Consider the following 22913-nt stretch of genomic DNA (forward strand, 5'->3'; position numbering starts at 1 on the left):
AAAGGTGTCCTTATATTAGTTGTTTTGTTCAGGAAAATTCCATGCACCAGCTTCTTTCCCAATTAGTTCTGAGGTCTTAAGTAGTTGAGGCTTGAATTCTTGAAGGCTCTCTAAGCTATGTATGTCAATTGAACTGGTGATTGATAGGCCGCCAATTACTCTCCCCTTTGCAGAAAGAATAGGGGATGAGATACAAATAATTTTTACTTCATGTTCTTGCCTGTCAAAAGATATTCCTTGCTTTTTTATTATAGTTAGTTCTTTGCGAAGCGCTTTTTCAGAGGTAATTGTAAAGTCAGTATATTTAAAGAATGCTTGTTTAGAAATAACTCTACTTAGCGCATCTTCATCTAAAAAAGCCATCATTGCCTTACCTACTCCAGTGCAGTATGCAGGGCCAACTTTGCCGGCTTGAGAGTACATCTCAATTGGTGAGTTAGGGTTTCTTTTATCAACATACAATACTTGGCCATTATCAAGCTGAGCAAGGTGAACGGTTTCACTAACTTTGTCAGATAGCACGTCGATAAATGGAAGGGCTATTGGGGCGAGAGAGCTCTGAAGCCAGGCTGCGTGTGCCATACGAACCAACTTTAGTCCTAGCTTGTAGGTTTGCTCCTCATCATTGTAGCTCAGCATATCTTGATTCAGGAGGGTTTGGAGTAGTCTATATAGGGTTGCCTTAGGATACTTGCTGGTTTTTAAAAGGCTTGAAAATCGAACTGGTGAGCCAATTTCTGCAACTTCATTGAGAACATCAAGTGCTTTGCCTACAGTTCCATCGCCCCTTTTCTCTTTTGCCATAACTTTTCTAGATAATAAATAAATAAATATATTAAATCAACTGTTGTATATGATTAACAGCTCATTTATTGATATAATTTTAGCAGATAATGTATACTATTTTGAATAAGTTTACAATAGTAGAACTAAGTTCCATTATTTGGAAATAGGAGTTTTTAATTATGTCCAAGTTAGATAAATATATTCTATCAATTGATCAAGGAACTACTTCATCAAGGGCTATATTATTTGATTCAAATTATCAAATTGTATCAATTGGCCAAAAAGAGTTTACTCAGTTTTTTCCACATTCAGGCTGGGTAGAGCATGATCCAGAAGAAATTTGGTCTTCAGTGCTTGATAGCTGCAATATTGCAATTAATAAGGCAAAAATTAATTCTAACCAAATTGCTTCAATAGGCATTACAAATCAACGTGAAACTACTGTTGTTTGGGATAAGGAAAGTGGGGTGCCTGTATATAAAGCAATTGTTTGGCAAGACAGGAGGACCTCTGATGAGTGTCAAAAACTTCGGGATCTTGGACATGAGGAAAGTGTTACCAAAAAAACTGGACTTGTACTTGATCCATACTTTTGCGCAACCAAAATCTCTTGGATTCTTGACAATGTAGATGGTGCAAGAAATAAGGCTAATTCTGGCAAGTTACTTTTTGGAACAATAGACAGTTTTTTACTATGGCGCTTAAGTAATAAAAAAGTCCATTCAACGGATGCTACAAATGCATCTAGAACTCTTTTGTACAATATTCACGAAAGCCGGTGGGATGATGATTTATTAAGACTTTTTAATATCCCTAAATCAATGCTACCAAAGGTGCTTGATAGCGCTTCCAATTTTGGTGATACCGATAAGTCTTTTTTTGGCTCTTCAATTCCTATCTGTAGCCTCATTGGCGATCAACCCTCAGCCTTGGTTGGTCAAGCCTGCTTTAAACCAGGTATGGTTAAGTCTACTTATGGGACTGGTTGTTTTGTTCTAATAAATACTGGAGAGGTTCCAGTTCAGTCAAATAATAAATTATTAACAACAATTGCATATCAAATTAACAATAAGCCATGCTACGCTCTTGAGGGCTCAATTTTTGTTGCCGGCGCAGCCATTCAGTGGCTCCGTGATAAGCTTGAGTTTATTGATGCAGCTGATCAATCAGATATTCTAGCTATGAATGCTGATCCAGGAGAAGATGTTTATTTAGTGCCTGCATTTGTCGGTCTTGGTGCGCCTTATTGGGACTCAGATTGCCGAGGTGCTTTATTCGGTCTTACAAGAAATACAGGGCCTGCAGAAATAACAAAAGCCGCGCTAGAGTCTGTGTGCTATCAAACTTGTGACCTTTTGAATGCAATTTCTAATGACTTGGGACATGATATGTTAAGTACTATTAGAGTGGATGGTGGTATGTCGGCTTCAAATTGGACTATGCAGATGCTTGCAGATTTAATAAATTTACCGGTTGAGCGTCCAAAAAATTTACAAACTACTGCATTGGGAGCGGCTTATTTTGCCGGAATGCAGATAGGTTTTTATCCTTCTACTGAAGAGTTTGCAGAATCATGGAAAACTGAAAAACAATTTAGTTCAAAAATGTCTGATGCTAAAAGAGAAAGAAAGCAATTAGGTTGGAAGGATGCAGTGAGTCGAACTCTTTCTAAATAAGTAGTCTAGTTTAATTTCTTAATTATTAGACATTTTTAGCTGCTCTATTTTAAAGCTACTGCCTATATTTTTTGCTTCCACCCTGACTCTAGAATCTCACCTGAAGCAATTAAAATTGGATAAGCCACTGAAGATAAAAGACTATTTACTTTCTTGTAATCACGGATTACATCAATATGCATAGAGCTGGTTTCTAAACTATCAGTAATGCCTTTTCCAATCCTCTGAAGATGTTTAGTGACTGAGCGTTTTTCAAGATTATGGAGCTCTTGTTTCTTCTCATAAAGTACTCTTGCCAGCTCACAATCATCTGAAACAAAGGTATTAATGGCTAGATCATAATTTGAACAAACAACCTCATGTATAGAGATAATTTCATTTAATCCTTCTTTTGAAAACTGTATATGTTTATCAATTTTTTTCCCAGAAATATCCATTAAGCTGTTATTAATAATGTCGCCAATATGCTCCATGCTTGTTGTAAAGTTAAGGATATTTAAAGCTTTTTGAGTTTCTGTAGGCGTTAATTCTTCTTGTAAGATCCTTGCTATATAGAGTTTTATTGAATCAAATATGTTATCTACTATATCCTCATTTTTAATTACTTCACTGCGTAAAGCGATATTGTCATCTCGAAGAACAGCGAGTGAAGAGACAACCATTTTTTGTGAAATCTCAGCCATATGAATTGCTTCGCGTTTTGCACTAGCAAGAGAAATTGCTGGCATTGCAAAATTATTTGCTTCTAAAAAACTAGGCTGACTAAGCTCTTTCTCCTGAAGATTAGAGAGCATTTTTGTTGCAAGCATAAGAATATTTTTAGAAAATATAACGCCTACAATAGCCACAATCAAATTCAAAGACAGGTGATAAATTGCGGGGAATAATTCAATAGATACAAACTTTAATCCAAATGTAGCAACGAAGTCAACAAATGGATAAAAAGCTAAAATACAAACTACTCTTACAATAAGATTTGCCAATACTGGCGTCAGCTCTTGTATGGATCCTCTCCAGTTTGAGATAAGAGGAAGCATCCCGCTTCCTAAATTTGCGCCTAATACTAGGTATAACCCTTCACTTACTCCAATCACACCTGTTGCTAGAAAGCTCACAGATAGCAAAACAATGGCTAAACTTGAGTATGAAAGATAAGTCAGAATCAATGCCAAAAGAATAAAGAATATGGGCTGATCCTCAAATATATTTAACAGCGCAGTAAATTGTTTTAGTTCTGATAGGCCACCAGCAGTTGATGCAATTAATGAAAGAGCGAATAGAATTAATCCTAGTCCACTGATTGCTCTAAAAACATTTTGCCATTTGTTGACTTTAGAGCCAATAAAACCAAAAACGCCTATCGCTAAAAGTAAGGGGGCCAGAGTCGTAAATTTTTGAGAGGCAATAAGAACTGCTACTGAGGTTCCAACATCGGCTCCTAACATTGTTATAAAAGCAGAACCAACACTGATGAGCCCCTGACCTGCAAATGAGGCAGATATTAAAATGGCTGCTGTGCTGCTTTGCAGCAAAGCCGCAACCAGTAATCCTGATGTAAACGCGGGCAGGGTTTTGCCTTCTGATCGACGCGCTAAACTCTTTAGGTTGTTACCATAGGAGCGCATTACTCCAGTTCGAACCATTCGAAGACCCCACAACAGAAGTGCAATTGATCCTAAAAGTTCAATTAGTAGACTCATGCCTTAAGAACCTCTTTATTTTCTGAAGGTACTATATTTTCTGAGGTTTGGGATTTTGTATTATTTTTTTTCAAAAATAAGTTAAGGTTTTCTATTTCTGTCTCAGAAAGTATTAATCCAAGCTTTGAGCGCCTAAAAAGAATATCATCTGAAGACCTAGCCCATTCATTGTTAATTAAGTATTGAACTTCAGGTTCATATAATCCACCTCCAAAATTTTCACCTAATGCATCTAAACTATCTGCATCACCAAAAATATCAAAAGAAATCTCTCCATATGACCTTGCAAGTCTTCTTATAAGTTCATTCGTAAAGAAGCTATATTTATTTTTTAACTTTGCTTCAAATTCAGAAAGAGTTGCAACTTTGATTTCTCCTCCAGGAAGGCGAGAATTTTCAGTCCATGATTTACCTCGTTTACCAAGGAAGTTCTCAATATGTTCAAGAATTGTTTCTGATAATCGACGGTAAGTTGTAATTTTTCCGCCAAAAATATTAATCATTAATGAGTAGTCATATTCCTTGGCTGAAACAACATAATCTCTAGTTGCCTCTTGAGCTTTACTTGCACCATCATCATAGAGTGGTCTCACCCCTGAATAACTCCAGACTATATCATTTGTTGTAATTTCTTGTTTTAAATAACTACTTGCTGACTCGCAGATGTATGATTTTTCTTGCTCACTTATTTTTACTTGATCAGCTGACTTACCATGATCAATATCTGTTGTACCAATCAATGTGAAATTATCTTCATATGGAATTATAAAGAAAATGCGCCCATCTTTATTTTGGCAGATATATGACTTGTCACCCTCATATAGTTTGTTTACAACAATATGACTCCCTCTGACAAGACGAACATTTTTTGAATCTTTAACTTTAAAAGATTCTTTTAAAACCTTATCAACCCATGGTCCAGATGCATTAACAAAAGCTTTTGCCTTAACAATTTCTACTTTACCATTTAAAGAGTTTTTTGTTGAGATTGTCCACAGGCCATTTGAACTAGTTGCATTTGTTACCTTTGTATAGTTTCTTAATGAGGCTCCTTTTGAGGCAGCGTCAACTGCATTTAATATGACCAATCTGGAGTCATCTACCCAACAATCTGAATACTCAAATCCAGACTTAAAAGTATCTTTAAGTGGAGAATTTGTTTTTTGACTGGCAAAATTTACATTACTTGTGCCCGGTAAAATTTTTCGATACCCTAGGTGATCATAAATTGCTAATCCTAATCTTAAGAACCATCTAGGCCTCATTCCTTTTGTATGAGGAAGAATAAATCTCATTGGCCAAATTATATGGGGAGCCATATTTAATAAAATTTCACGCTCCTTTAGAGACTCCTGAACTAGCCGAAACTTATAATGCTCAAGATAACGAAGACCTCCATGAATTAGTTTGGTTGAGGATGATGAAGTACCAGAAGCAAAATCATTCATTTCACAAAGGCATACTGAGTAACCGCGCCCAGCAGCATCACGAGCTACCCCAACTCCGTTTATACCTCCACCAGCTATAAATACATCATAAATTTTATCGTTTATTTTTGACATCTATTTTGGACAATAAAGTTTAAAAAACTATCTCCTTAAAAGAGAATCAGCAAGCTCAACAAAACCTTCACCTGAGTGGTTTAGAGTAATATATTTTGGCGGCTTATCCAATTCTTTAATAAAATCCATAACATTAGCTACGCCAACTGATTTGTTAAAGTAATTAAACATCATAGAGTCATTTGGCGAGTCTCCAATAAAGAGAACTTCATTTTGTATATTTGAATTACTTACCCCGAATACTTGTTCAAGTGTTGTAAGGCTTGTAGATAACTTATTATGGCTTCCAATCCAACAATTTACATGGATTGAGCTAACCTTTGCAATTGCACCAGCATTTTCAGCAATTGTGACGATTTCCTTAATCTTGTTAGATGATAATGTCGCAACATCTTCAGCAAAATCAATAGCTAGATCTGTGTGCCGATAATCCTGATCAGATGCTAGTGCTGAACCAGAGACATTTTTAAGGATAGTTTTTTTAATTTCATGAAGAGCAAGATGATTCTCTTTTCGTTCTTTTGGAGTCTGACAATAGGTCTGCTGCATTTTTTTAGATTGGTGATCATAACTAAAGAAAAAAGCACCATTTTCTCCAACTACACCATTGACTGGCCACATCCTAGCAATGTGATCACACCAACCCGCACATCGACCTGTAACAGGGATAACGATAAAGCCAGAATTTGATAAGTTCTCTAGAGCGGTATATGCATTGCTTTTTAGTCTTCCTTCAGTGGTCAATGTATCGTCTATATCTGTAAGAATGATTTTTACCTCATTTAATTGCTGCTTAGACATAGTAGAAATGTTATCCATTTGATCTCCTAATTCTTAAATAGTTTTTAATTACATTCAACTTATCAATATTAATACTGCAGCAATAATGTAATAAATATTGATATTTGTAATGATTATATGTTCATATGAACAATTAAGTTAACATTTTATCATAATTAAGCACTATTTATGGGGTTATTAGCTTAATATCTTCGCTTGATAAAAAATAATATTCAAATCATTAGTATTATGGTAGAATTATAGTTCAAATGAACTTTTTAGGTTATAAAAATGGATCTAACTGCTCGACAAGCTGAAATCTCAGATCTTCTTCGCCAAGAGGAATTTATTACAGTTGAGAGTCTAGCTGAGCGTTTTGATATAACTACTCAAACAGTGAGAAGGGACATAAATGCACTATGTGATTATGGACAAGCAAGACGTAAGCATGGCGGAATTGAGTCAATATCGACCGAAGGTAATCTTGCTTATGGAACAAGGCAAGTTCTTAACAGGGTTGCTAAAAGAGCGATAGCAAAGCATGCTGCCAAACTAATTCCAAATGGCAGTTCAATATCTCTTGGAATTGGAACCACTCCTGAAATGGTTATGCGGGCACTCTTAAGACACAAAGATTTAAAAATCTACACAAACAACTTAATAATTGCTCAAACCGCAAGTGCAAACTCTACTTTTGAAGTCAATTGCTCTGGTGGACGTATTCGTAGTGGAGATTTTGATATGCTTGGAAGTCCTGTAGAGAGCTTTTTTAGTTCATATATGACAGACTTCAGTGTATTTGGCGTTGGCGGTGTTGATATGGATGGAGTTCTTTTAGACTTTGATGACGAAGAGGTTCAGATTAGAAGGGTGATTCTTAATAACTCACGTGAAAGCCTTTTAGTTTTAGATCACGAAAAGTTTGGTCGTTCTGCACATGTACGTGGTGGCCAAATTCAAGATGTATCTAAAGTTATATGTGATCAAAAGCCACCTAACGAAATATGTAAGATTTTGAATGATTCTGAATCAGAATTAATTATTTGTGAGAAGGATGAATTATGAGTTCAATTGAAGTTAAAGGCTTATCTAAAAGCTGGGGAGAAATAGAGGCCGTTAAGAATGTGTCTTTTGTTGTTCCAGAAAAATCATTTACAGTTTTGTTAGGACCATCTGGCTGTGGAAAATCTACAATTCTTAAAATGTTATCAGGATTAGAAAGCGTTACTTCTGGCTCTATTAAAATTGAAAATCGAGATGTTACAAATCTAGAGGCATCAAAAAGAGGTGTTTCTATGGTGTTTCAATCATACGCACTCTTTCCACACCTAAATGTTAAAGAAAATATCCAATTTGGTCTTAAAGTAAGAAAAGTACCCCCAGCTGAACGTGAAAAACGTGTTGCTGAAGCAGCTAATGCAGTTGGATTATCTGATTTATTAGATCGAAAGCCGTCGAACCTATCTGGTGGCCAGCGTCAACGTGTTGCATTAGCAAGGTCAATTGTTTCTGATCAGTCAGTTTGCCTAATGGATGAGCCATTATCAAACTTGGATTCCAAATTACGCGCAGAAATGCGTGACGAAATTCGCGATCTTCAGCAAAGGCTTGGGCTAACAGTAGTCTATGTTACTCACGATCAGGTAGAGGCAATGTCCATGGCTGATCAAATTATTCTTCTTAACTCTGGTCAAATTGTTCAAAAAGGCGCGCCTGAAGAAATATACAATTACCCAAACAGTATTTTTAGTGCGCAATTTATTGGTCTTCCGCCAATGAATATCTTAAATCTTAAGAAAATCGATATAACAGCTCTTAGTAAGGAAAACCAAAAGAAGATTGAAATTAGTAAAAATTCTATTAATCTTGGAATTAGACCAGAGCATCTTAATTTTTCAAAAAAAGGACTACCTGTAACTGTCAAAGGAATTGATTACTTTGGTGGTGAAACTGTTTTTAAAATTAGCCACCTAGACCAAAATTTCTTTCTACGTGAGCCAAGACAACCCAAAATTCATCTGGATGACAAACTAAATATTAGCTGGGATCCTGAGGATATGCATTTGTTTAAAAAAAATAATCAACGCTTTACTTCGTAGGGGTATTGATAAATAACAAATGAAAGTTACTACGATTTTTTTAATGAGGAGAAGTTAAATGAGTAAGTTTTTTAAAAAACTTTCGTATAGCTTAACTGTTGCCCTTGGTATTTCAATGATATCGGGTGCTGCAATAGCTAAAACGGAATTAACAATGTACTATCCAGTTGCTGTGGGTGGCGCTCTAACACAAACTGTTGATGCAATGGTTGCGGACTTTATGTCTAAAAACCCAGACATTGAAGTAAATGCAATTTATTCAGGTAACTATGACGATACCAGAATAAAGGCACTTACTGCTTTGGAAAGTGGAAAGCCAGCACAGCTATCAGTTATGTTTTCAATTGACGTTCATGAGCTTCGTGAGCTTGACGCAATTGTACCTTTCGATGACTTAGTTTCAACAAGTGAAGAGAAGGCCTGGTTAAATTCATTCTATCCATCATTGATGGAAAATGGAGTTGCAGCAGGTAAAACATGGGGTATTCCATTTCAGCGTTCAACAATTGTTATGTACTATAACAAAGATGCATTTCGTGAAGCTGGTTTAGATCCAGAAACACCTCCTGCAACTTGGGGTGGGCTAGTTGCAGCAGCTAAAGCGCTGACTAAAGATGACGGCTCTCAATGGGGACTTATGATTCCATCGACAGGTTATCCTTACTGGATGTTTGGTGCCCTTGCAATGCAAAATGGCCAAACTCTTATGACTAGTGGTGATAAAACTAACTTTGATCATCCAGATGTTATTGAAGCTCTTGAAGTATGGAAGAGCTTTGGTGAAGAGCATAAAATTATGCCTAAAGGCACAATTGAATGGGGTACGCTTCGTCAAAACTTCTTAGAAGGTAAGACAGCTATGATGTGGCATTCAACTGGTAACTTAACGACAGTTAAAAAGAAGGCTGACTTTGACTTTGGTGTTGCAATGCTTCCAGCAGGAAAGCGTCGTGGTACGCCAACAGGTGGAGGAAACTTCTATATCTTTAAGGACACTTCTGATGAGGAACGTAAAGCATCAATGAAGCTAATTAAATTTATGACTGCTCCTGAAAATTCTGCTAAGTGGTCTGTAGCTACTGGTTATATGGGCGTTAGTCCTGATGCATATGAGACAGATACTTTGAAATCATATGTTGCAGATTTCCCACCAGCAGCGGTTGCACGTGATCAACTGAAATATGCAACAGCTGAATTTTCAACTTACCAAACAAGTCGAGTTAAAAAAGGATTGAATGATGCTATCCAAGCAACACTTGTAGGAAGTAAAACAGCTAAAGAAGCTCTAACAGACGCGCAAGCCGCTGCTGAGCGTATTTTAAAACCTTATCGTTAAACTGATTAGGTAAATTTGGCGGGCATTTAAATTTTGCCCGCCACTTAATTATTTAGACTTTTAAAATAATAATAATGAAAGATAACGTTCGAAATTTTCAGGGTTGGTTATTATTTGCACCTGCAGCGATATTGCTTCTGGCGTTTACCCACTATCCAACTATCACAACTTTTCTTAATAGTTTATATACGAATAAATCAATCATACGACCAAGAAGATTCTCTGGAATTGAAGGTTATGAGAGTATGTTAAGCGATCCAATATTCTGGAAAGTTTTTGCCAATAATATGTGGCTTGCTCTTGGAACAATTCCTACATCTATTGGTTTAGCAATCATAATGGCCTTGATTGTTAATAAAGCTATCCCGGGAAGGGGGTTGCTTAGAATGGCCTACTTTACACCAACAATGCTTCCAATGATTGCGGTAGCGAATATATGGTTATTCTTCTACGCACCTGAAATTGGATTAATTGATCAGGCAACATCTATTTTTGGCTTTGAAAGTACCAACTGGCTTGGAAGTCCGTCAACTGTCCTTCCTTCTATTATGGTTATGACTGTCTGGAAAGAGGCAGGTTTTTTTATGGTTTTTTATCTGGCTGGTCTTCAAACAATCTCACCAGAACTTGAGGAAGCCGCAAAACTAGAGGGCTCTTCTCGATGGAATTATTTTTGGCGTGTTCAATACCCTTTGCTTCTCCCAACTACATTATTTGTTCTTATTAATGCCTTTTTAAATTCTTTTAAACTCGTTGATCATTTATTTGTATTAACTAAGGGCGGACCTGACAATGCAAGTAACTTAATCTTATATTACATTTATGAAACTGCATTCGCATTTCTAGATGTTTCGTATGCTTCTGCATTAACTATATTTTTACTTGTGCTTCTGGCGCTTACAGCTTTAGCACAATTCTTATTTATTGAAAAACGAGTCCACTACAGATGACATACAAAAATAAATTTACATCGAGTTTGGAGTTAATGGGTGCTTACATTTTGGCGGCATTTTGGGTGCTGCCTCTTCTTTATGCTTTTTGGGCGGCTTTTCACTATAGTAATGATGCTATTCACTTTAATATTTTTTCTCCTTTAACGCTTGATAATTTTCGTGAGGCATGGAGTCAAGCTCCTTTTCTGCGTTATGGTTTGAATACATTTTTACTGGTGTCTTTTATACTTCCTGGGCAGCTATTAATTTCAACTTTGGCTGCGTATGCCTTTGTGCGTTTTAAATTTAGTGGTGCAAATGTAGCATTTGCTCTGGTTTTAGTTCAGTTAATGATTACTCCAGAAATCTTAATTGTTCAAAACTATGTCACTCTATCTAAACTAGGATTGGTAGATACAATAACTGGAATGGGATTACCTTATGTTGCAAGTGCATTTTGTATCTTCTTGCTTCGTCAAACGTTTAAGTCTATTCCAAAAGAGCTAGAGGATGCCGCTGAATTAGAAGGCTGCAGTACAATGGGCATTTTATGGAAGGTATATGTTCCGTTAGCAACGCCTACTTTTATTGCGTTTTCTTTAGTTTCTGTCAGCCATCATTGGAATAACTTTTTGTGGCCACTAATTATTTCTAATTCGGTAGAAACTAGACCACTAACTGTTGGTTTGGGTATTTTCGGTTCTCCTGAGACTGGCGTGGACTGGTCAATCATGTCTGCTGCGACATTGATTTCAGTTGCGCCATTGCTCATTGCATTTTTAATATTTCAAAAGCAATTTGTTCAATCATTCATGCAGGCCGGAATTAAGTGATAACTGTCCTGACTTGGAATATTCAAAATGGTCAGGGCGTCGATGGGAATATTTCATTAAAGCGAATTGCTGAATCAATATTAAATATATGTGATCCTGATATTATTTGTCTTCAGGAGGTATCTGTTAATTGTAGACTTTCAGACGGCACTCAACCAGATCAAGTCAAAGAGCTCTCAAATCTCTTTAGTGATTATTCGGTTTTTTTTGGCCCAGCTTATGATATTAAGCGTGAAAATTCTGAAGTGAGAGAGCAGTATGGGAACCTTATACTTTCTAAATTTCCAGTTTTATCTAGTTTTAACCATATATTGCCTCAAACAGTTAATAGCTCTTTTAGGCAGATGCCTCGACAATTATCAGAAATAACAATTAAAACTCCGTTATTTTCTTTGTGCATAATGACCACTCACCTAGAGTTTCATTCTGAATTTCAACGATGTGAGCAAGTAAGGAGAATTGTATCTATTAATCGAGAGATTAATAATTTAGTTACGATGCCTCCTCTTTTTGATAATAATGGCTCATATAGGAAATTTGAACGATCAGATAGAGTTGTTCTTTGTGGAGACTTTAACTTTAACCCTGGTTCTGTTGAGTACAATTTATTAACTAGTAATGAAATAAACTCAAATTTCTTTCTTGACGCCTGGAAGCAGCTAAACCCAAATTCATCTCATAGTCCAACGTGTGGTATTTTTGATAAAAAACAATGGCCTGAAGGCCCTCATTGTCGAGACTTTGGCTTTATAAGTTCTAATTTAGAAAGAAGTCTTAATAGCATTGAAGTTAATGAAAGTATTGATGCTTCTGATCATCAGCCAGTTATTCTAACTTTTTCTTGATTTTTATTCTAAAAACTTTATAGTTTTATCAGCGATAAACTGACTAACTCTTATATTTGATTCCACTGTAACTCCAGAGGTATGTGGAGTTAGAATGCAATTCATAGAGCTTTTAATCTCATTATAGAAGCTTTCATTAACTGGCTCTGACTCATACACATCAAGAGCAAATCCACTAATAAATTTTTGTTTATAGGCTATTAAGAGATCATTTTCATTGATTATTGAACCTCTTGATGAGTTAATAATGATTGGGTTTTTTTTCATCTTTTTGAATGAACTAAGATTCATTAGGTCTCTAGTCTCAATAGTCAGGGGGAGATGAATAGTTATAACATCTGAAAGCTTAAAAAGCTCTTCTTGAGAAGTTAATGAAACCCCTAGATTTTTTGCATCTGAAGATTCGACATATGGGTCATAGGCAATAACATCTGCACCAAAAACTTGGGCTAGTCGACTGACCTTCTTACCAATAACGCCAAAACCAAGTAGACCTAATGTTTTACCTCCCAACTCTCTTGATTTAACAGATGTTCTAGGCCATTCGCCTGAAGATGTGCCGCTATGAGCAATAGGAATATTTTTTAACAAGGAAAGTGTACAGGCGATAACGTACTCAGCAACAGAGTCAGCATTCATTCCAGTTGCAGGCTGAACAAAAATATTGTTATCATGGCAATAATTAGTATCAATGTTATCTAAACCAACGCCTAAGCGGCCAACAAACTTCAGGTTTTTAGCTTTTAATAATAAAGATTTATTAAGTTGAGTTTTATTTCTAACTATTACAGCGTCAACTAATTCTATTTGAGACTCTAAGCTTTCGATATTTTCATGAAGACTTGGATCATAAATAACCTCGAATAATTCAGAAATACTGTCGACACTATCTTGCTCCATAAATTCAGTAATTAATATTTTTTTCATAGTTATTTTATTTCTGTTGTTGGTTTAAATTGACTTGAGAATTTAATAAGCTCATTGTAATTGGGTATTGATCTTATTCCGCCGCTTCTAGAGCATTTAAGAGATGCGGCTGCTGTTGCTAACTCTATAGACTCTTGTATCGTTTTATTTGCATGGATAAATCTAACAAAAGCGCCATGAAATACATCTCCTGCACCGTTAGTTTCTACTGTATTTATCTTTGGCGCTGAGCAATGAAAAACCCTACCATTATCAATCCAATAAACTCCCTTTGAGCCAAGAGTGACTGCATAAAATTTATTGTTAGACTTGTATAAGTTTTTTAAAGAGTCAATTACTGATTTATCATTTGTGAATTGCAGTAAGCCAATTTCAGAGAAAATGGGGTGAGACGAGTAATTAATAGTCTCTTCAAGTGCTTTACTTTTAGTGAAATTATCTAAGTCAACAACGCACTTAATACCACGATCGTAAGTATTTTTTGCAACATGATGGGCTGCTTCAATCCAATGCGTGTCAATTAAATAGGTTTGCTTATTTGTAAAATTAAAGTTAGGGAGTGTTTTTTCATTGAGCAATTTTTTCTCATTAAAAACTGCTAGCATTCTTTCACCATGATTGTCTTCAAAAATATGACTCTGAGATGAAAGCGCGCCATTTACTGTAATAGAATTTTCAAAGTTGATATTGTATTCATCAAGCTCAGACTGCAAAAACTCAGCAGCATCATCGTCACCAAAACGGCTAACCAGCTCAGAATTTTCACCAAGAATACTAACTGCAAAACTAGCAACAGCAGCAGGACCTCCGAGCCTCTTTTCAAGACCCTTAGCCACTAGTTTTATTGGTTTTTCAGGAAAGCTGTCAATCCTAACAACTCTGTCTAAAAAAATAGGTCCAACACAAATTATCAAAGGTTAAACTCACTCATTTGAACAACCCTACCTTCTTTGATAGAAATTTCAGCCGCCTCTCCGATTGCAACAGCAATGAGGCCGTCATTTAGTGACACTTCAGGCTTAGTATTATTGCGAATAGCGTTAATAAATGATTGGTGTTCATAGTATGTAGAGCCATGGTGGTTACCAGCTTCAAGAATTTTGGGATCTACAGCTATAGTTTCTTTTAATGCCGGGGTAATTTCTCTGAGGCCAATTCTAATATCTGAACTGGCAATGCCTGATCTATTTGATGGCACTTCTGTTTCAACCTTTCCTAAAGTTCCAACTGCACATAATTCTTCTTGAAATTCTGAATTTTCAGCGAACATGCAAAGATCCAGGAATGCTCTAACTCCATTTTCAAAATCGACAATTACAAAAGCATTGTCAAGAATATCTGGCACCATTCCATCATATTTCTCATTCAAATGATTTACATCTTGATTTCCACTTGCATAGACTTTCAAGGGCTCACTCTGCGCTATTAATCTCATTAAATCAAAGAAGTGACAACATTTTTCAACTAGGGTTCCACCCGTTTTTATTGCAAAACGATTCCAGTCATCAACTTTATGTAGAAAAGGAAATCGATGCTCTCGTATAGATAGCATTTTTAAATTGCCAATTGTTTTATTATGAATCTCTTGAATCATTCTTTGGACAGGCGGCATATATCGGTATTCCATAGCGGTCCAAATGATGCCGGGATAATCAATGGCTAGCCTTTCAAACTCTTTACAGTCTTCAACAGTCGTGCATAAAGGCTTTTCGATTAATAGGTGTGCTTTGGTTTTGATTAAGGCTCTTAAGACCTCTATATGGGTAAAGTTCGGCGTTGCAATAATGTAAGCATCTACGATATTTGCTTGGATAAGATCCTCATAATTATCAAAAATTTCAACTTTATTTTTTAATAAATTAAGGCACTCTTTAATAGATTTTTCACTGGTATCGCAAAGTGCAACAACTTCTGCATCTTCTATAATTTCAACATTATGTATGTGCTCTTGGCCCATACATCCTGCGCCAATAATTGCATATTTAATTTTGCTCGTCATAGTGTATAAGTTGGAATATTCATTTTATTACCAAAATGAATAAGCTTATCAGATACATCTCCATAAGTAAAAGCGACATGATGCTCAAGGCCACCTTTAAACATTTGTTGAGCTTTAAGTGCGCTATCATCGCCCAAGCTAATTACACCTGATGTTCCTGAAAAAGAGTTTGGTCTATCTATAACAGACGCCTTTAAAACAAAAAATTGAAGTTTATTTTGAGCTTTTGAAACTCTAAAAATAGTTATCTCACCTTTTTTAAGACTAAAGTCATGAAGGAGTGGTTTTTTTCTATTAGAGTGAATGCCAGACTTAGCTGTGCCTTCTTTTGCCATGCTGATTGGTGCTAAGCCGCAATGCCAAAACACTAAAGAATTGTCTGCTTTGTCAACATCAACAATATCTACGAGAAGGGAGGGACTATCATTCATTTGATTTAGTATGTTGCAGCTGATACCTCCAAGAACATCTGCTTCACAGGCGCAGCTTACTTTTTTCTCATTCATCATTGCCATTGGGCCGCAAGAAGCACAGCCATATTCTGTAAAAGTCTCTGGCCAGCATCGGATAGCAAAGGCATCAAGATTATGCTTGTCTTTTAAACCCTCTAGGCCATGAAAGATTGAAATACTTTTGTCAAACTCATCCTGAACAAGCTCTTCAGTGCCTTGAAGGTAGCCAGAAATGGTATTTTTTGTAGAAGCAATTGTGTCTTTACCAACATTTTTTGCTTCATCAAATAAGTCATCAAGCTCAAGGTTTATTAAAGAAACATTGAGCTTATTGGTGACCTCGTCTTGATCATAATCACAGGTATCAAAGCCTTCTGGTCTTGTTCCAATAATTCCAATAGTTTGTTTGTCAATTGTGTAGTTAAAATCCATTTGATCATTACTAATAACAGCTTTATTCCATGAAACTTGAGTGTTATTATTTTCTGAATTAATAAATTCTATAAATGATTTTTCATTGGCTTTATCATCATCTTCCATAATGATGAAGTCAGGAAAAATATTATTTTTAATTAAAGAGTGAGTTCCAAGGTTGAGGCCACAGATTGAGTTCAGCCTCAGTCTTCCCCCCGTTCTTGGCTCAGGAAATGAAACAATACAAATTGGTTTATTGATTACTTTAGAAAAATTTAATATAAATTTTGCATCAGTAAAAGTTGTTTGAAAAAGGAAGACTTTTTCGCATTCATTTCTTTTAAAAAAATCTAGTGCTTCATTTGCAATTTCATCGTTTGTAATTAACTGGTCAAAGCCAATTATTTCTGATGTTATAGACTCTAAAAGACCTTTAGCTTGTTTAAATTTAGATTGAGCAAACTCAACATCAAAGGTTTCTCTTGCCAGGGATAAGTAACCAATCATTTAAAACCTCCAAAATTCTTAGTAAAGTTTTCAGGTTCTTGAATTTTAAAGCCTTTCTTAAAGTAATCTTTAAGGGAATAGGCTTTTCGTGCAGTCAAGTCGTTTAGCTTATTAATATAACTCACTGACTCAGTTTTTAATCCTTTATCCACATTTTCGATGTTTGGGTAGTTCTTAAAGGCATCTAACCAGATTGTTCTTCCGGCTAAGTAACCTGAAGCGCCATTTTGATAGGCTAGCTCAAGGCATTTATAAAATGATGTTTTTCCCATCCCAGAAGAAAGAACAACCCATGGCTTATTGTTTGTAGCTTTGGCTAGGTTTTTAAATGCATCCTCTGTTTCTTTTAAAATATCACCCTCTAGATCATTGCTATCAACTGGAGACTCTAATTTAAATATATCAACCTTATATTTTTCTTTTGCAAACTCTTTGACGCTATCAATAACATGTTGAGATTTTTTTTGTTTTTGTTCAATATATTCTTTAGTGTGGTGGTCATCGTCTTGAAAGGGATACACAAGTAGCTCTAGTAAGAAGGGAATACTATATTTTTCACACTCTTCACCAATCCTTTGAACGTATTGTTGTTGATATTCAAGAGATTTTTTTTCAGCATCAGGGCGGTACCAAGCAAGAACTTTGACGGCATCTCCGCCAGCCTTTTTAATTTTTTCAACACTCCAGTTATCTATGTCACTTGAATATCGACCCTGGAGAGTTTCTTTAAAATCATGCTCTTCAAGGGTTATTACAAGGCCTTTAGAGTTATTATGTTGCAAGAGGTTTGGAATTGAATAGTGGGGATCCATTAGTATTGCTGTTGCTAAATGAGACAGGTTTGATGTAATCAATTTTTTACATTCTACTACTTCCTCATAGCTGTGCTTTCTTCCCTTGGCTGATGAGATGATATTAAATATAGGCGGTCTTTGGTCCACAGCGAGCATTTGAAAGTGGCTATTGTCCGTACAAAGTTTCTTTAAATGTATTAGCTTTCCAAGGTTTTGATTCATGATTTTTCTATTATTAATTTCAAAAAAAAAGTCTTAAAATATAGTAAGTTTCATATAGTGAGACCTAGGTTCAATTTACTTTCGTTTATTTTACTGATATATATCAATTCATGTATACTCGAATTTCATTAAATTTATTGTTCGTTTAAATTTGATAGAAAAAAGATAATTTTTTAAAATAACTATTGGAGAGAGATATGAAAAAAAGTATTTTATTGGCATCGTTTCTAGCCATCTCATCGTTTAGTGTCAACGCTGCAGAAATTAAGTTTGTCTGCTACCAAGATGCTAATGAGTGTGATGTTTTGCAACAGATGTCTTCAATCTGGGAGAGCTCAACTGGAAATACAGTAAATTTTGAAATTGTTGGTTATGATGTAGTGAGAGATCAACTTGAAAACCAACTAGAGGCAGGTTCTGCTCCAGACGTTGCGCGTGTTACAAACTTAGGTGGACTTAATCAATATTATCTTGATTTGACCCCTTATGTAGATGCTGCAAAATGGGAAGAAAACTATGGTGCTACCTTGCCATGGTATAGAAAACCATCTGGCGATAACGGTATTTATGGCTGGCAAGCTCAGCTAACGGTTACTGGTCCATATGTAAACGTTACTATGTTTGAAGATGCTGGTGTTGATATGCCTGAGGAAGGAGCTTCATGGGATGATTGGGCTGATGCCTTAAGAGTAGTTAAATCAGAGCTTGGCTTGACTGCTGGACTTGCAATGGATAGAACAGCTCATAGATGGGCTGGACCTGCATTCTCATACGGTGCTAAATTCCATGAAAATGGCGTTCCTATTTTAGTTGATGATGGCTTTAGAGCTTTTGCTGAAACATTTGTTGGATGGCATAAAGAGGGCTTAATGCCTGCTGAAGGATGGCCTGCTGGTGGAGGAACTGCTTATAAAAATGCAGCACCTCTTTTCCTTGACGGAACTGTAGCTATGCACATGTCAGGCTCTTGGATGCTTGGTAACTATGATGCAAACATCACTGATTTTGAGTGGAAAGTTGTTCCAATTCCATGTGGTTCTGGAGGCTGTGGAGCAATGCCAGGAGGTTCTGGAGTTGTTGCATTTAATTCATCTAAGCACCCTGAAGTTTCCGCTTCTTTCATTGACTTCTTGTCACAAGCTGGAAGAGCTGGTTTCTTTGCAGCTAACACTTCAAATATTACTGCACACCAAGGCCTTCAAAAGGCAGGTATTGATTATGATAGCGTGAGCCCAAGGGTTTCTGCAGGACTATCAACTTTTGCAGCTAATGCGGGTAAAGCGGCTTCATCTACACCGCAAGCCTATTGGTTCCAAGGCTACAATAAGAACTTTGCCATTTACGGTATTGTTCCTGACTACATAACTAAAGCAATTACAGGTGAAATGAGCCTTGATGAAGCTTTGGCAGCGATTGATGCTGACGTAGCAGCAAAGATAGCTGAATAATAACTATTCAGTTATACTGAAGTTATAAACTTTAAGGCCGTCTCTTGAGGCGGCCTTAATTATATTTAAAATTCAACCCATAAAATGTTTGAGTCTCTTCTAAATCTTAATAGCTGGTTCTTGTTCTTTGCCCTTTATCTTTTGATAGGTTTTGTATTGTCTAAAGATGTCTACGGCATATTGCCAAAATTAATGTCAAGCATTGGATGGCCAATCGAGTTTACTCAAAAATTATTTGGTACTAAATCACTACCTTATTTATTTTTGTTTCCAAATATCCTTATTTTTGGCCTGTTTACTTTTCTTCCATTGTTTATGAACTTTGGCTTCTCTGTTACCGATGGAACAAGTATTAACTTTGAAAATAGAGCCTTTTCAGGGCTTGATAACCTGGCAAGAATTACTCAGGAAGTTCAAATTGATACTGGCGGTATCAACGTTGAAAATGCTAAATTCAAGTCAGCTCTATACGACACATTTGTTTTTGTTATTCTTCAAGTCCCTATTATGATTCTCATTGCACTTTTTACTGCAATAGTTCTTAATAGAGAGGTCATAGGAAGAGGTTTTTGGAGGGCTGTATTTTTCTATCCAGTCATGCTGAGTCCGGTGGTTGTTGCATTTCTATGGACTCTAATATTAAAAAGGCAAGGCATGTTGTCTCAAACGCTAATGGACTGGAACTGGATCAGTGAACCGATACAGTGGTTAATGGATCCAAACTGGACTATGTTTTGGTCAATCTTTGTCTATACATGGGCTCATATGGGTTTTTATATGCTCATCTTGCTGGCTGGACTTCAGTCAATTCCAAGGGATCTTTATGAAGCTGCACAAATGGATGGAACTTCTGAAAGGCGAGTTTTTTGGCGTATTACATTACCCTTATTGATGCCAATCTTGCTAGTTGTAACCGTACTATCATTAATTAAAGCCGTCCAAGCATTCGAAGAGCTATACGCACTTCAAGTTGGCTGGATCTCTCTTGTTTCTTATATCGTTGAAAATGCTGGAATTAGGGGTCAAAAAACATTTTTTGGTCTTGGAATAGCAGCAATGGCATCGTTAATTGTTGCGCTGATACTAATTGTTCTTTCTTTACTGCAATTCTATTTAACTAGGAGGCAAGTGAAGCTATGACAGACGTCATTAAATTTTTTACTCGCAGGCAAGGAAAAAAGAAAGCTAGTCTGACTGATTGGATTTCTTATGGTTTTTTGTTTCTTGGGTTTTTAATTATCTTTTTGCCAGTTTTATGGCTAGTTATGAACTCAGTTAAATCACAGTTTTTACTTCAAAAATACGATACTAATTTTCTACCAATGGACTATGAGCGAATCGCCAGAGCGACAACCTATGGTCCAGATGGTAAAAATATATTGATTATGAAAGACCTTGAGCCTTGGGTCATGTTCTGGAAAAACTTAGATGACGAAGAAAGAGCTGAAAAAGATGTTGCCAGTTATATTAATAATTTTAGTGGAAATGAATATTACGCTCTAAGATCTCACTTTGGTTTGGTTTCAGTTATGGCAAAAGACTTAATTGCCAATCAAAATTTACCTGATTGGCTTATTAAGTATCCAAGCATGTTCCCTAGTGCGAAGAAAGACTATGATCCTCAATCTATAGTAGACAATCTAGATCAAGAAGATGCTAGATTATTATCAGAATATTTAGGACTTAAGCCTTATAAACCTAATGGCTTTACTGCTCAAATTCTAATCTCCATGGCTGATCCTCAAACGGGTGAGTTAGTTGAGTATTCGGTAAGTCGAATTAACCCAACTAAAGACACTGTTAATGCAAGGCTTGTATCTAACCCTGAGGGAGGAATAGCTAAACTTCCTCAGAACGAAATTATTATCAATAAAAACTTAAAGCCTTCCTGGATAAACTATACAGACCCTTTGACTAAAAAGGCTTTAGGGAGCTTTGATGCTGTTAGATGTCTAAATAACTCTGTATTTGTTACTATTGTGGCAACCTTGATAACGTTATTGATTAATTCAATGGCAGCTTTTGCTTTGTCTAAGTATCGATTTAATGGGCAAGTAGTCTTTTTTGTAATAATACTTGCAACTCTAATGGTGCCTGCGTCTGTATTAATTGTTGGTATTTTCAAAATGGTAACAATGACTGGCTTATCAGGCTCTCTTTGGGGGGTGATTATTCCAGGGGCTGCAACGCCTACTGGAGTCTTTATGCTTAGGCAGTATATGCTTACTATTCCAGATGAGCTTCTCGAAGCTGCCAGAATGGATGCTGCGAGTGAGTGGACAATTTATTGGCGAATTATATTTCCATTGGCTCTCCCGGCGATAGCTGTTCTAGGTATTCTTTCAATTATATGGCGCTGGAATGATTTAATTCTGCCAATGATAGCTGTGTCAACTACAAAGGCTGCTTATACCATTCAGCTATGTTTACTTGACTTTAATGGTGAGTACCTTGCAAGAGAACACTACGCTTTAGCAATGACCGTAGTTAGCTTGGTGCCAACAACACTGGTTTTTGTTTTTCTTCAAAAATATATTACAACAGGCATTGCCTCAACAGGCATGAAATAAATTATGGCAAATCTTAAATTAAATGACATTAAAAAATCATATGGCAAAACTGAGGTTGTTCATGGGCTCGATCTAGAGGTCTTAGATGGCGAGTTTTGTGTTTTAGTTGGCCCATCCGGCTGTGGTAAATCAACACTTTTAAGAATGATTGCTGGCTTGGAGGCGATTACAGAAGGGACGATTTCAATAAATGATGAAAAAGTTAATGATGTCTCTGCAGCAAAAAGAGGCCTTGCAATGGTGTTCCAGTCTTATGCCTTATATCCACATATGACGGTTCGTCAAAATCTTGCATTTGGACTTGAAAACCTAAAACTTGATAAGGATGATATTGAGCAAAGGATAACAAAGGCTGCAAATCAGCTGAGGATGCAGGACTATCTAAAAAGAAGGCCAGGGCAGCTATCTGGAGGTCAAAGACAGCGCGTTGCGATTGGAAGGGCGATTGTTAGAGAGCCGTCAATCTATCTTTTTGATGAGCCATTATCAAACCTTGATGCAGAGCTTCGCGTAGCAACAAGAGTTGAGCTAAAAGCGCTCCATGCAAGACTTGGCAATACAATGATTTATGTCACACATGACCAGGTTGAAGCAATGACTATGGCTGATAAAATTGTTGTGATGCATGACGGCATTATTGAGCAAACTGGCTCCCCTTTGGATGTATACAATAAGCCAGCTAATTTATTTGTTGCTGGATTTATTGGCTCACCAAAAATGAATTTTTTAGACTGTGCCTCACTTCCTGATGACATTAAAAAGCTTTCTCCAAAGGGTGCAACTACTTTTGGTATAAGACCAGAACACCTTAAAATAGAAGATAAATATTCTCTGTCATTGAGAGTTCAGACAGTTGAGCAGCTAGGCTCTGATAGCTATCTTTATGGTGAAACAATAGACAATCAGGAAATCTCTATAAAATTAAATACTCAAACCACTATCAAGAGCGGCGAGTCTGTTAAAGTTGGTTTTAGTAAAAAAGACACACACTGGTTCAATGAAAAAGGTGTTTCCCTTAATTTTTGACTGTG

20 protein-coding genes are annotated in these 22913 nt (G+C 36.4%); 11 read left to right on the top strand and 9 right to left on the bottom strand.

The features are described 5' to 3' along the window. Positions 1 to 15: 15 nt before the first annotated feature. On the bottom strand, positions 16 to 804 hold the full coding sequence (locus tag AC5YGD_RS04270; RefSeq protein ID WP_496142276.1) for an IclR family transcriptional regulator domain-containing protein: 789 nt from the start codon (positions 802 to 804) through the stop codon (positions 16 to 18). A 161-nt stretch (positions 805 to 965) separates the two neighbouring features. Here AC5YGD_RS04270 and glpK point away from each other — a divergent pair, with 161 nt between their 5' ends. Next, positions 966 to 2462: a glycerol kinase GlpK gene (glpK, locus tag AC5YGD_RS04275; protein ID WP_496142277.1), complete on the top strand. Its 1497-nt coding sequence runs from the start codon at positions 966 to 968 to the stop codon at positions 2460 to 2462. A 62-nt stretch (positions 2463 to 2524) separates the two neighbouring features. Here the strand turns inward: glpK and AC5YGD_RS04280 are convergent, their stop codons facing one another. From AC5YGD_RS04280 to AC5YGD_RS04290, 3 genes are read right to left on the bottom strand one after another with little or no spacing between them, the layout of a single operon-like run. Further along, positions 2525 to 4162 carry a Na/Pi symporter gene (locus AC5YGD_RS04280; protein WP_496142278.1) on the bottom strand — a complete coding sequence of 546 codons (1638 nt, stop codon included), beginning with the start codon at positions 4160 to 4162 and terminating at the stop codon, positions 2525 to 2527. Beyond that, complete coding sequence (glpD, locus tag AC5YGD_RS04285; RefSeq protein WP_496142279.1) at positions 4159 to 5724, bottom strand: glycerol-3-phosphate dehydrogenase; 1566 nt, start codon at positions 5722 to 5724, stop codon at positions 4159 to 4161. Before glpD ends, AC5YGD_RS04280 begins: the two co-directional genes overlap by 4 nt. Before the next feature lie 27 nt (positions 5725 to 5751). Beyond that, positions 5752 to 6543 (bottom strand): HAD-IIB family hydrolase, encoded by a 792-nt coding sequence (locus AC5YGD_RS04290; protein WP_496142280.1) that lies wholly within the window; start codon positions 6541 to 6543, stop codon positions 5752 to 5754. Between the two features lie 252 nt (positions 6544 to 6795). Here AC5YGD_RS04290 and AC5YGD_RS04295 point away from each other — a divergent pair, with 252 nt between their 5' ends. From AC5YGD_RS04295 to AC5YGD_RS04320, 6 genes are all read left to right on the top strand, one after another. Then, the gene (locus AC5YGD_RS04295; RefSeq protein WP_271540818.1) at positions 6796 to 7569 is read left to right on the top strand and encodes a DeoR/GlpR family DNA-binding transcription regulator; all 774 of its coding nucleotides are present in this window, start codon (positions 6796 to 6798) and stop codon (positions 7567 to 7569) included. Continuing rightward, entirely contained in the window at positions 7566 to 8603 is a 1038-nt protein-coding gene (locus tag AC5YGD_RS04300) for an ATP-binding cassette domain-containing protein (protein WP_496142281.1), read from the top strand. The genes AC5YGD_RS04295 and AC5YGD_RS04300 overlap by 4 nt, the downstream gene beginning before the upstream one ends. A 58-nt stretch (positions 8604 to 8661) precedes the next feature. Next, positions 8662 to 9939 (top strand): extracellular solute-binding protein, encoded by a 1278-nt coding sequence (locus tag AC5YGD_RS04305; protein WP_496142282.1) that lies wholly within the window; start codon positions 8662 to 8664, stop codon positions 9937 to 9939. A gap of 74 nt (positions 9940 to 10013) precedes the next feature. Continuing rightward, positions 10014 to 10889 carry a carbohydrate ABC transporter permease gene (locus tag AC5YGD_RS04310; RefSeq protein ID WP_271537637.1) on the top strand — a complete coding sequence of 292 codons (876 nt, stop codon included), beginning with the start codon at positions 10014 to 10016 and terminating at the stop codon, positions 10887 to 10889. Continuing rightward, the gene (locus AC5YGD_RS04315; RefSeq protein WP_271537639.1) at positions 10886 to 11704 is read left to right on the top strand and encodes a carbohydrate ABC transporter permease; all 819 of its coding nucleotides are present in this window, start codon (positions 10886 to 10888) and stop codon (positions 11702 to 11704) included. The genes AC5YGD_RS04310 and AC5YGD_RS04315 overlap by 4 nt, the downstream gene beginning before the upstream one ends. After that, entirely contained in the window at positions 11701 to 12549 is an 849-nt protein-coding gene (locus AC5YGD_RS04320; protein WP_496142284.1) for an endonuclease/exonuclease/phosphatase family protein, read from the top strand. The genes AC5YGD_RS04315 and AC5YGD_RS04320 overlap by 4 nt, the downstream gene beginning before the upstream one ends. A gap of 3 nt (positions 12550 to 12552) precedes the next feature. Here the strand turns inward: AC5YGD_RS04320 and AC5YGD_RS04325 are convergent, their stop codons facing one another. From AC5YGD_RS04325 to AC5YGD_RS04345, 5 genes are read right to left on the bottom strand one after another with little or no spacing between them, the layout of a single operon-like run. After that, complete coding sequence (locus tag AC5YGD_RS04325; protein ID WP_496142285.1) at positions 12553 to 13476, bottom strand: NAD(P)-dependent oxidoreductase; 924 nt, start codon at positions 13474 to 13476, stop codon at positions 12553 to 12555. A 2-nt stretch (positions 13477 to 13478) separates the two neighbouring features. After that, a complete protein-coding gene (locus AC5YGD_RS04330) occupies positions 13479 to 14390 on the bottom strand; it encodes a PfkB family carbohydrate kinase (protein ID WP_496142286.1) in 912 nt (303 codons plus the stop codon). Continuing rightward, on the bottom strand, positions 14387 to 15475 hold the full coding sequence (locus AC5YGD_RS04335; RefSeq protein ID WP_496142287.1) for a Gfo/Idh/MocA family oxidoreductase: 1089 nt from the start codon (positions 15473 to 15475) through the stop codon (positions 14387 to 14389). The genes AC5YGD_RS04330 and AC5YGD_RS04335 overlap by 4 nt, the downstream gene beginning before the upstream one ends. Continuing rightward, on the bottom strand, positions 15472 to 16848 hold the full coding sequence (locus AC5YGD_RS04340; protein ID WP_496142288.1) for a hypothetical protein: 1377 nt from the start codon (positions 16846 to 16848) through the stop codon (positions 15472 to 15474). The genes AC5YGD_RS04335 and AC5YGD_RS04340 overlap by 4 nt, the downstream gene beginning before the upstream one ends. Beyond that, positions 16845 to 17864 (bottom strand): tagatose 1,6-diphosphate aldolase, encoded by a 1020-nt coding sequence (locus AC5YGD_RS04345; protein WP_496142289.1) that lies wholly within the window; start codon positions 17862 to 17864, stop codon positions 16845 to 16847. Before AC5YGD_RS04345 ends, AC5YGD_RS04340 begins: the two co-directional genes overlap by 4 nt. Before the next feature lie 197 nt (positions 17865 to 18061). On the opposite strand from AC5YGD_RS04345, the gene AC5YGD_RS04350 reads away from it, so the two are divergent. From AC5YGD_RS04350 to AC5YGD_RS04365, 4 genes are all read left to right on the top strand, one after another. Continuing rightward, a complete protein-coding gene (locus AC5YGD_RS04350) occupies positions 18062 to 19312 on the top strand; it encodes an ABC transporter substrate-binding protein (protein WP_271537646.1) in 1251 nt (416 codons plus the stop codon). A gap of 84 nt (positions 19313 to 19396) precedes the next feature. Next, the gene (locus AC5YGD_RS04355) at positions 19397 to 20452 is read left to right on the top strand and encodes an ABC transporter permease subunit (RefSeq protein ID WP_496142290.1); all 1056 of its coding nucleotides are present in this window, start codon (positions 19397 to 19399) and stop codon (positions 20450 to 20452) included. Beyond that, positions 20449 to 21882 carry a carbohydrate ABC transporter permease gene (locus tag AC5YGD_RS04360; protein ID WP_271540802.1) on the top strand — a complete coding sequence of 478 codons (1434 nt, stop codon included), beginning with the start codon at positions 20449 to 20451 and terminating at the stop codon, positions 21880 to 21882. Before AC5YGD_RS04355 ends, AC5YGD_RS04360 begins: the two co-directional genes overlap by 4 nt. A gap of 3 nt (positions 21883 to 21885) precedes the next feature. Beyond that, positions 21886 to 22908 carry an ABC transporter ATP-binding protein gene (locus AC5YGD_RS04365; protein ID WP_271540801.1) on the top strand — a complete coding sequence of 341 codons (1023 nt, stop codon included), beginning with the start codon at positions 21886 to 21888 and terminating at the stop codon, positions 22906 to 22908. Positions 22909 to 22913 lie beyond the last annotated feature (5 nt).

The organism is Candidatus Pseudothioglobus sp. uisw_070 (assembly GCF_059512545.2).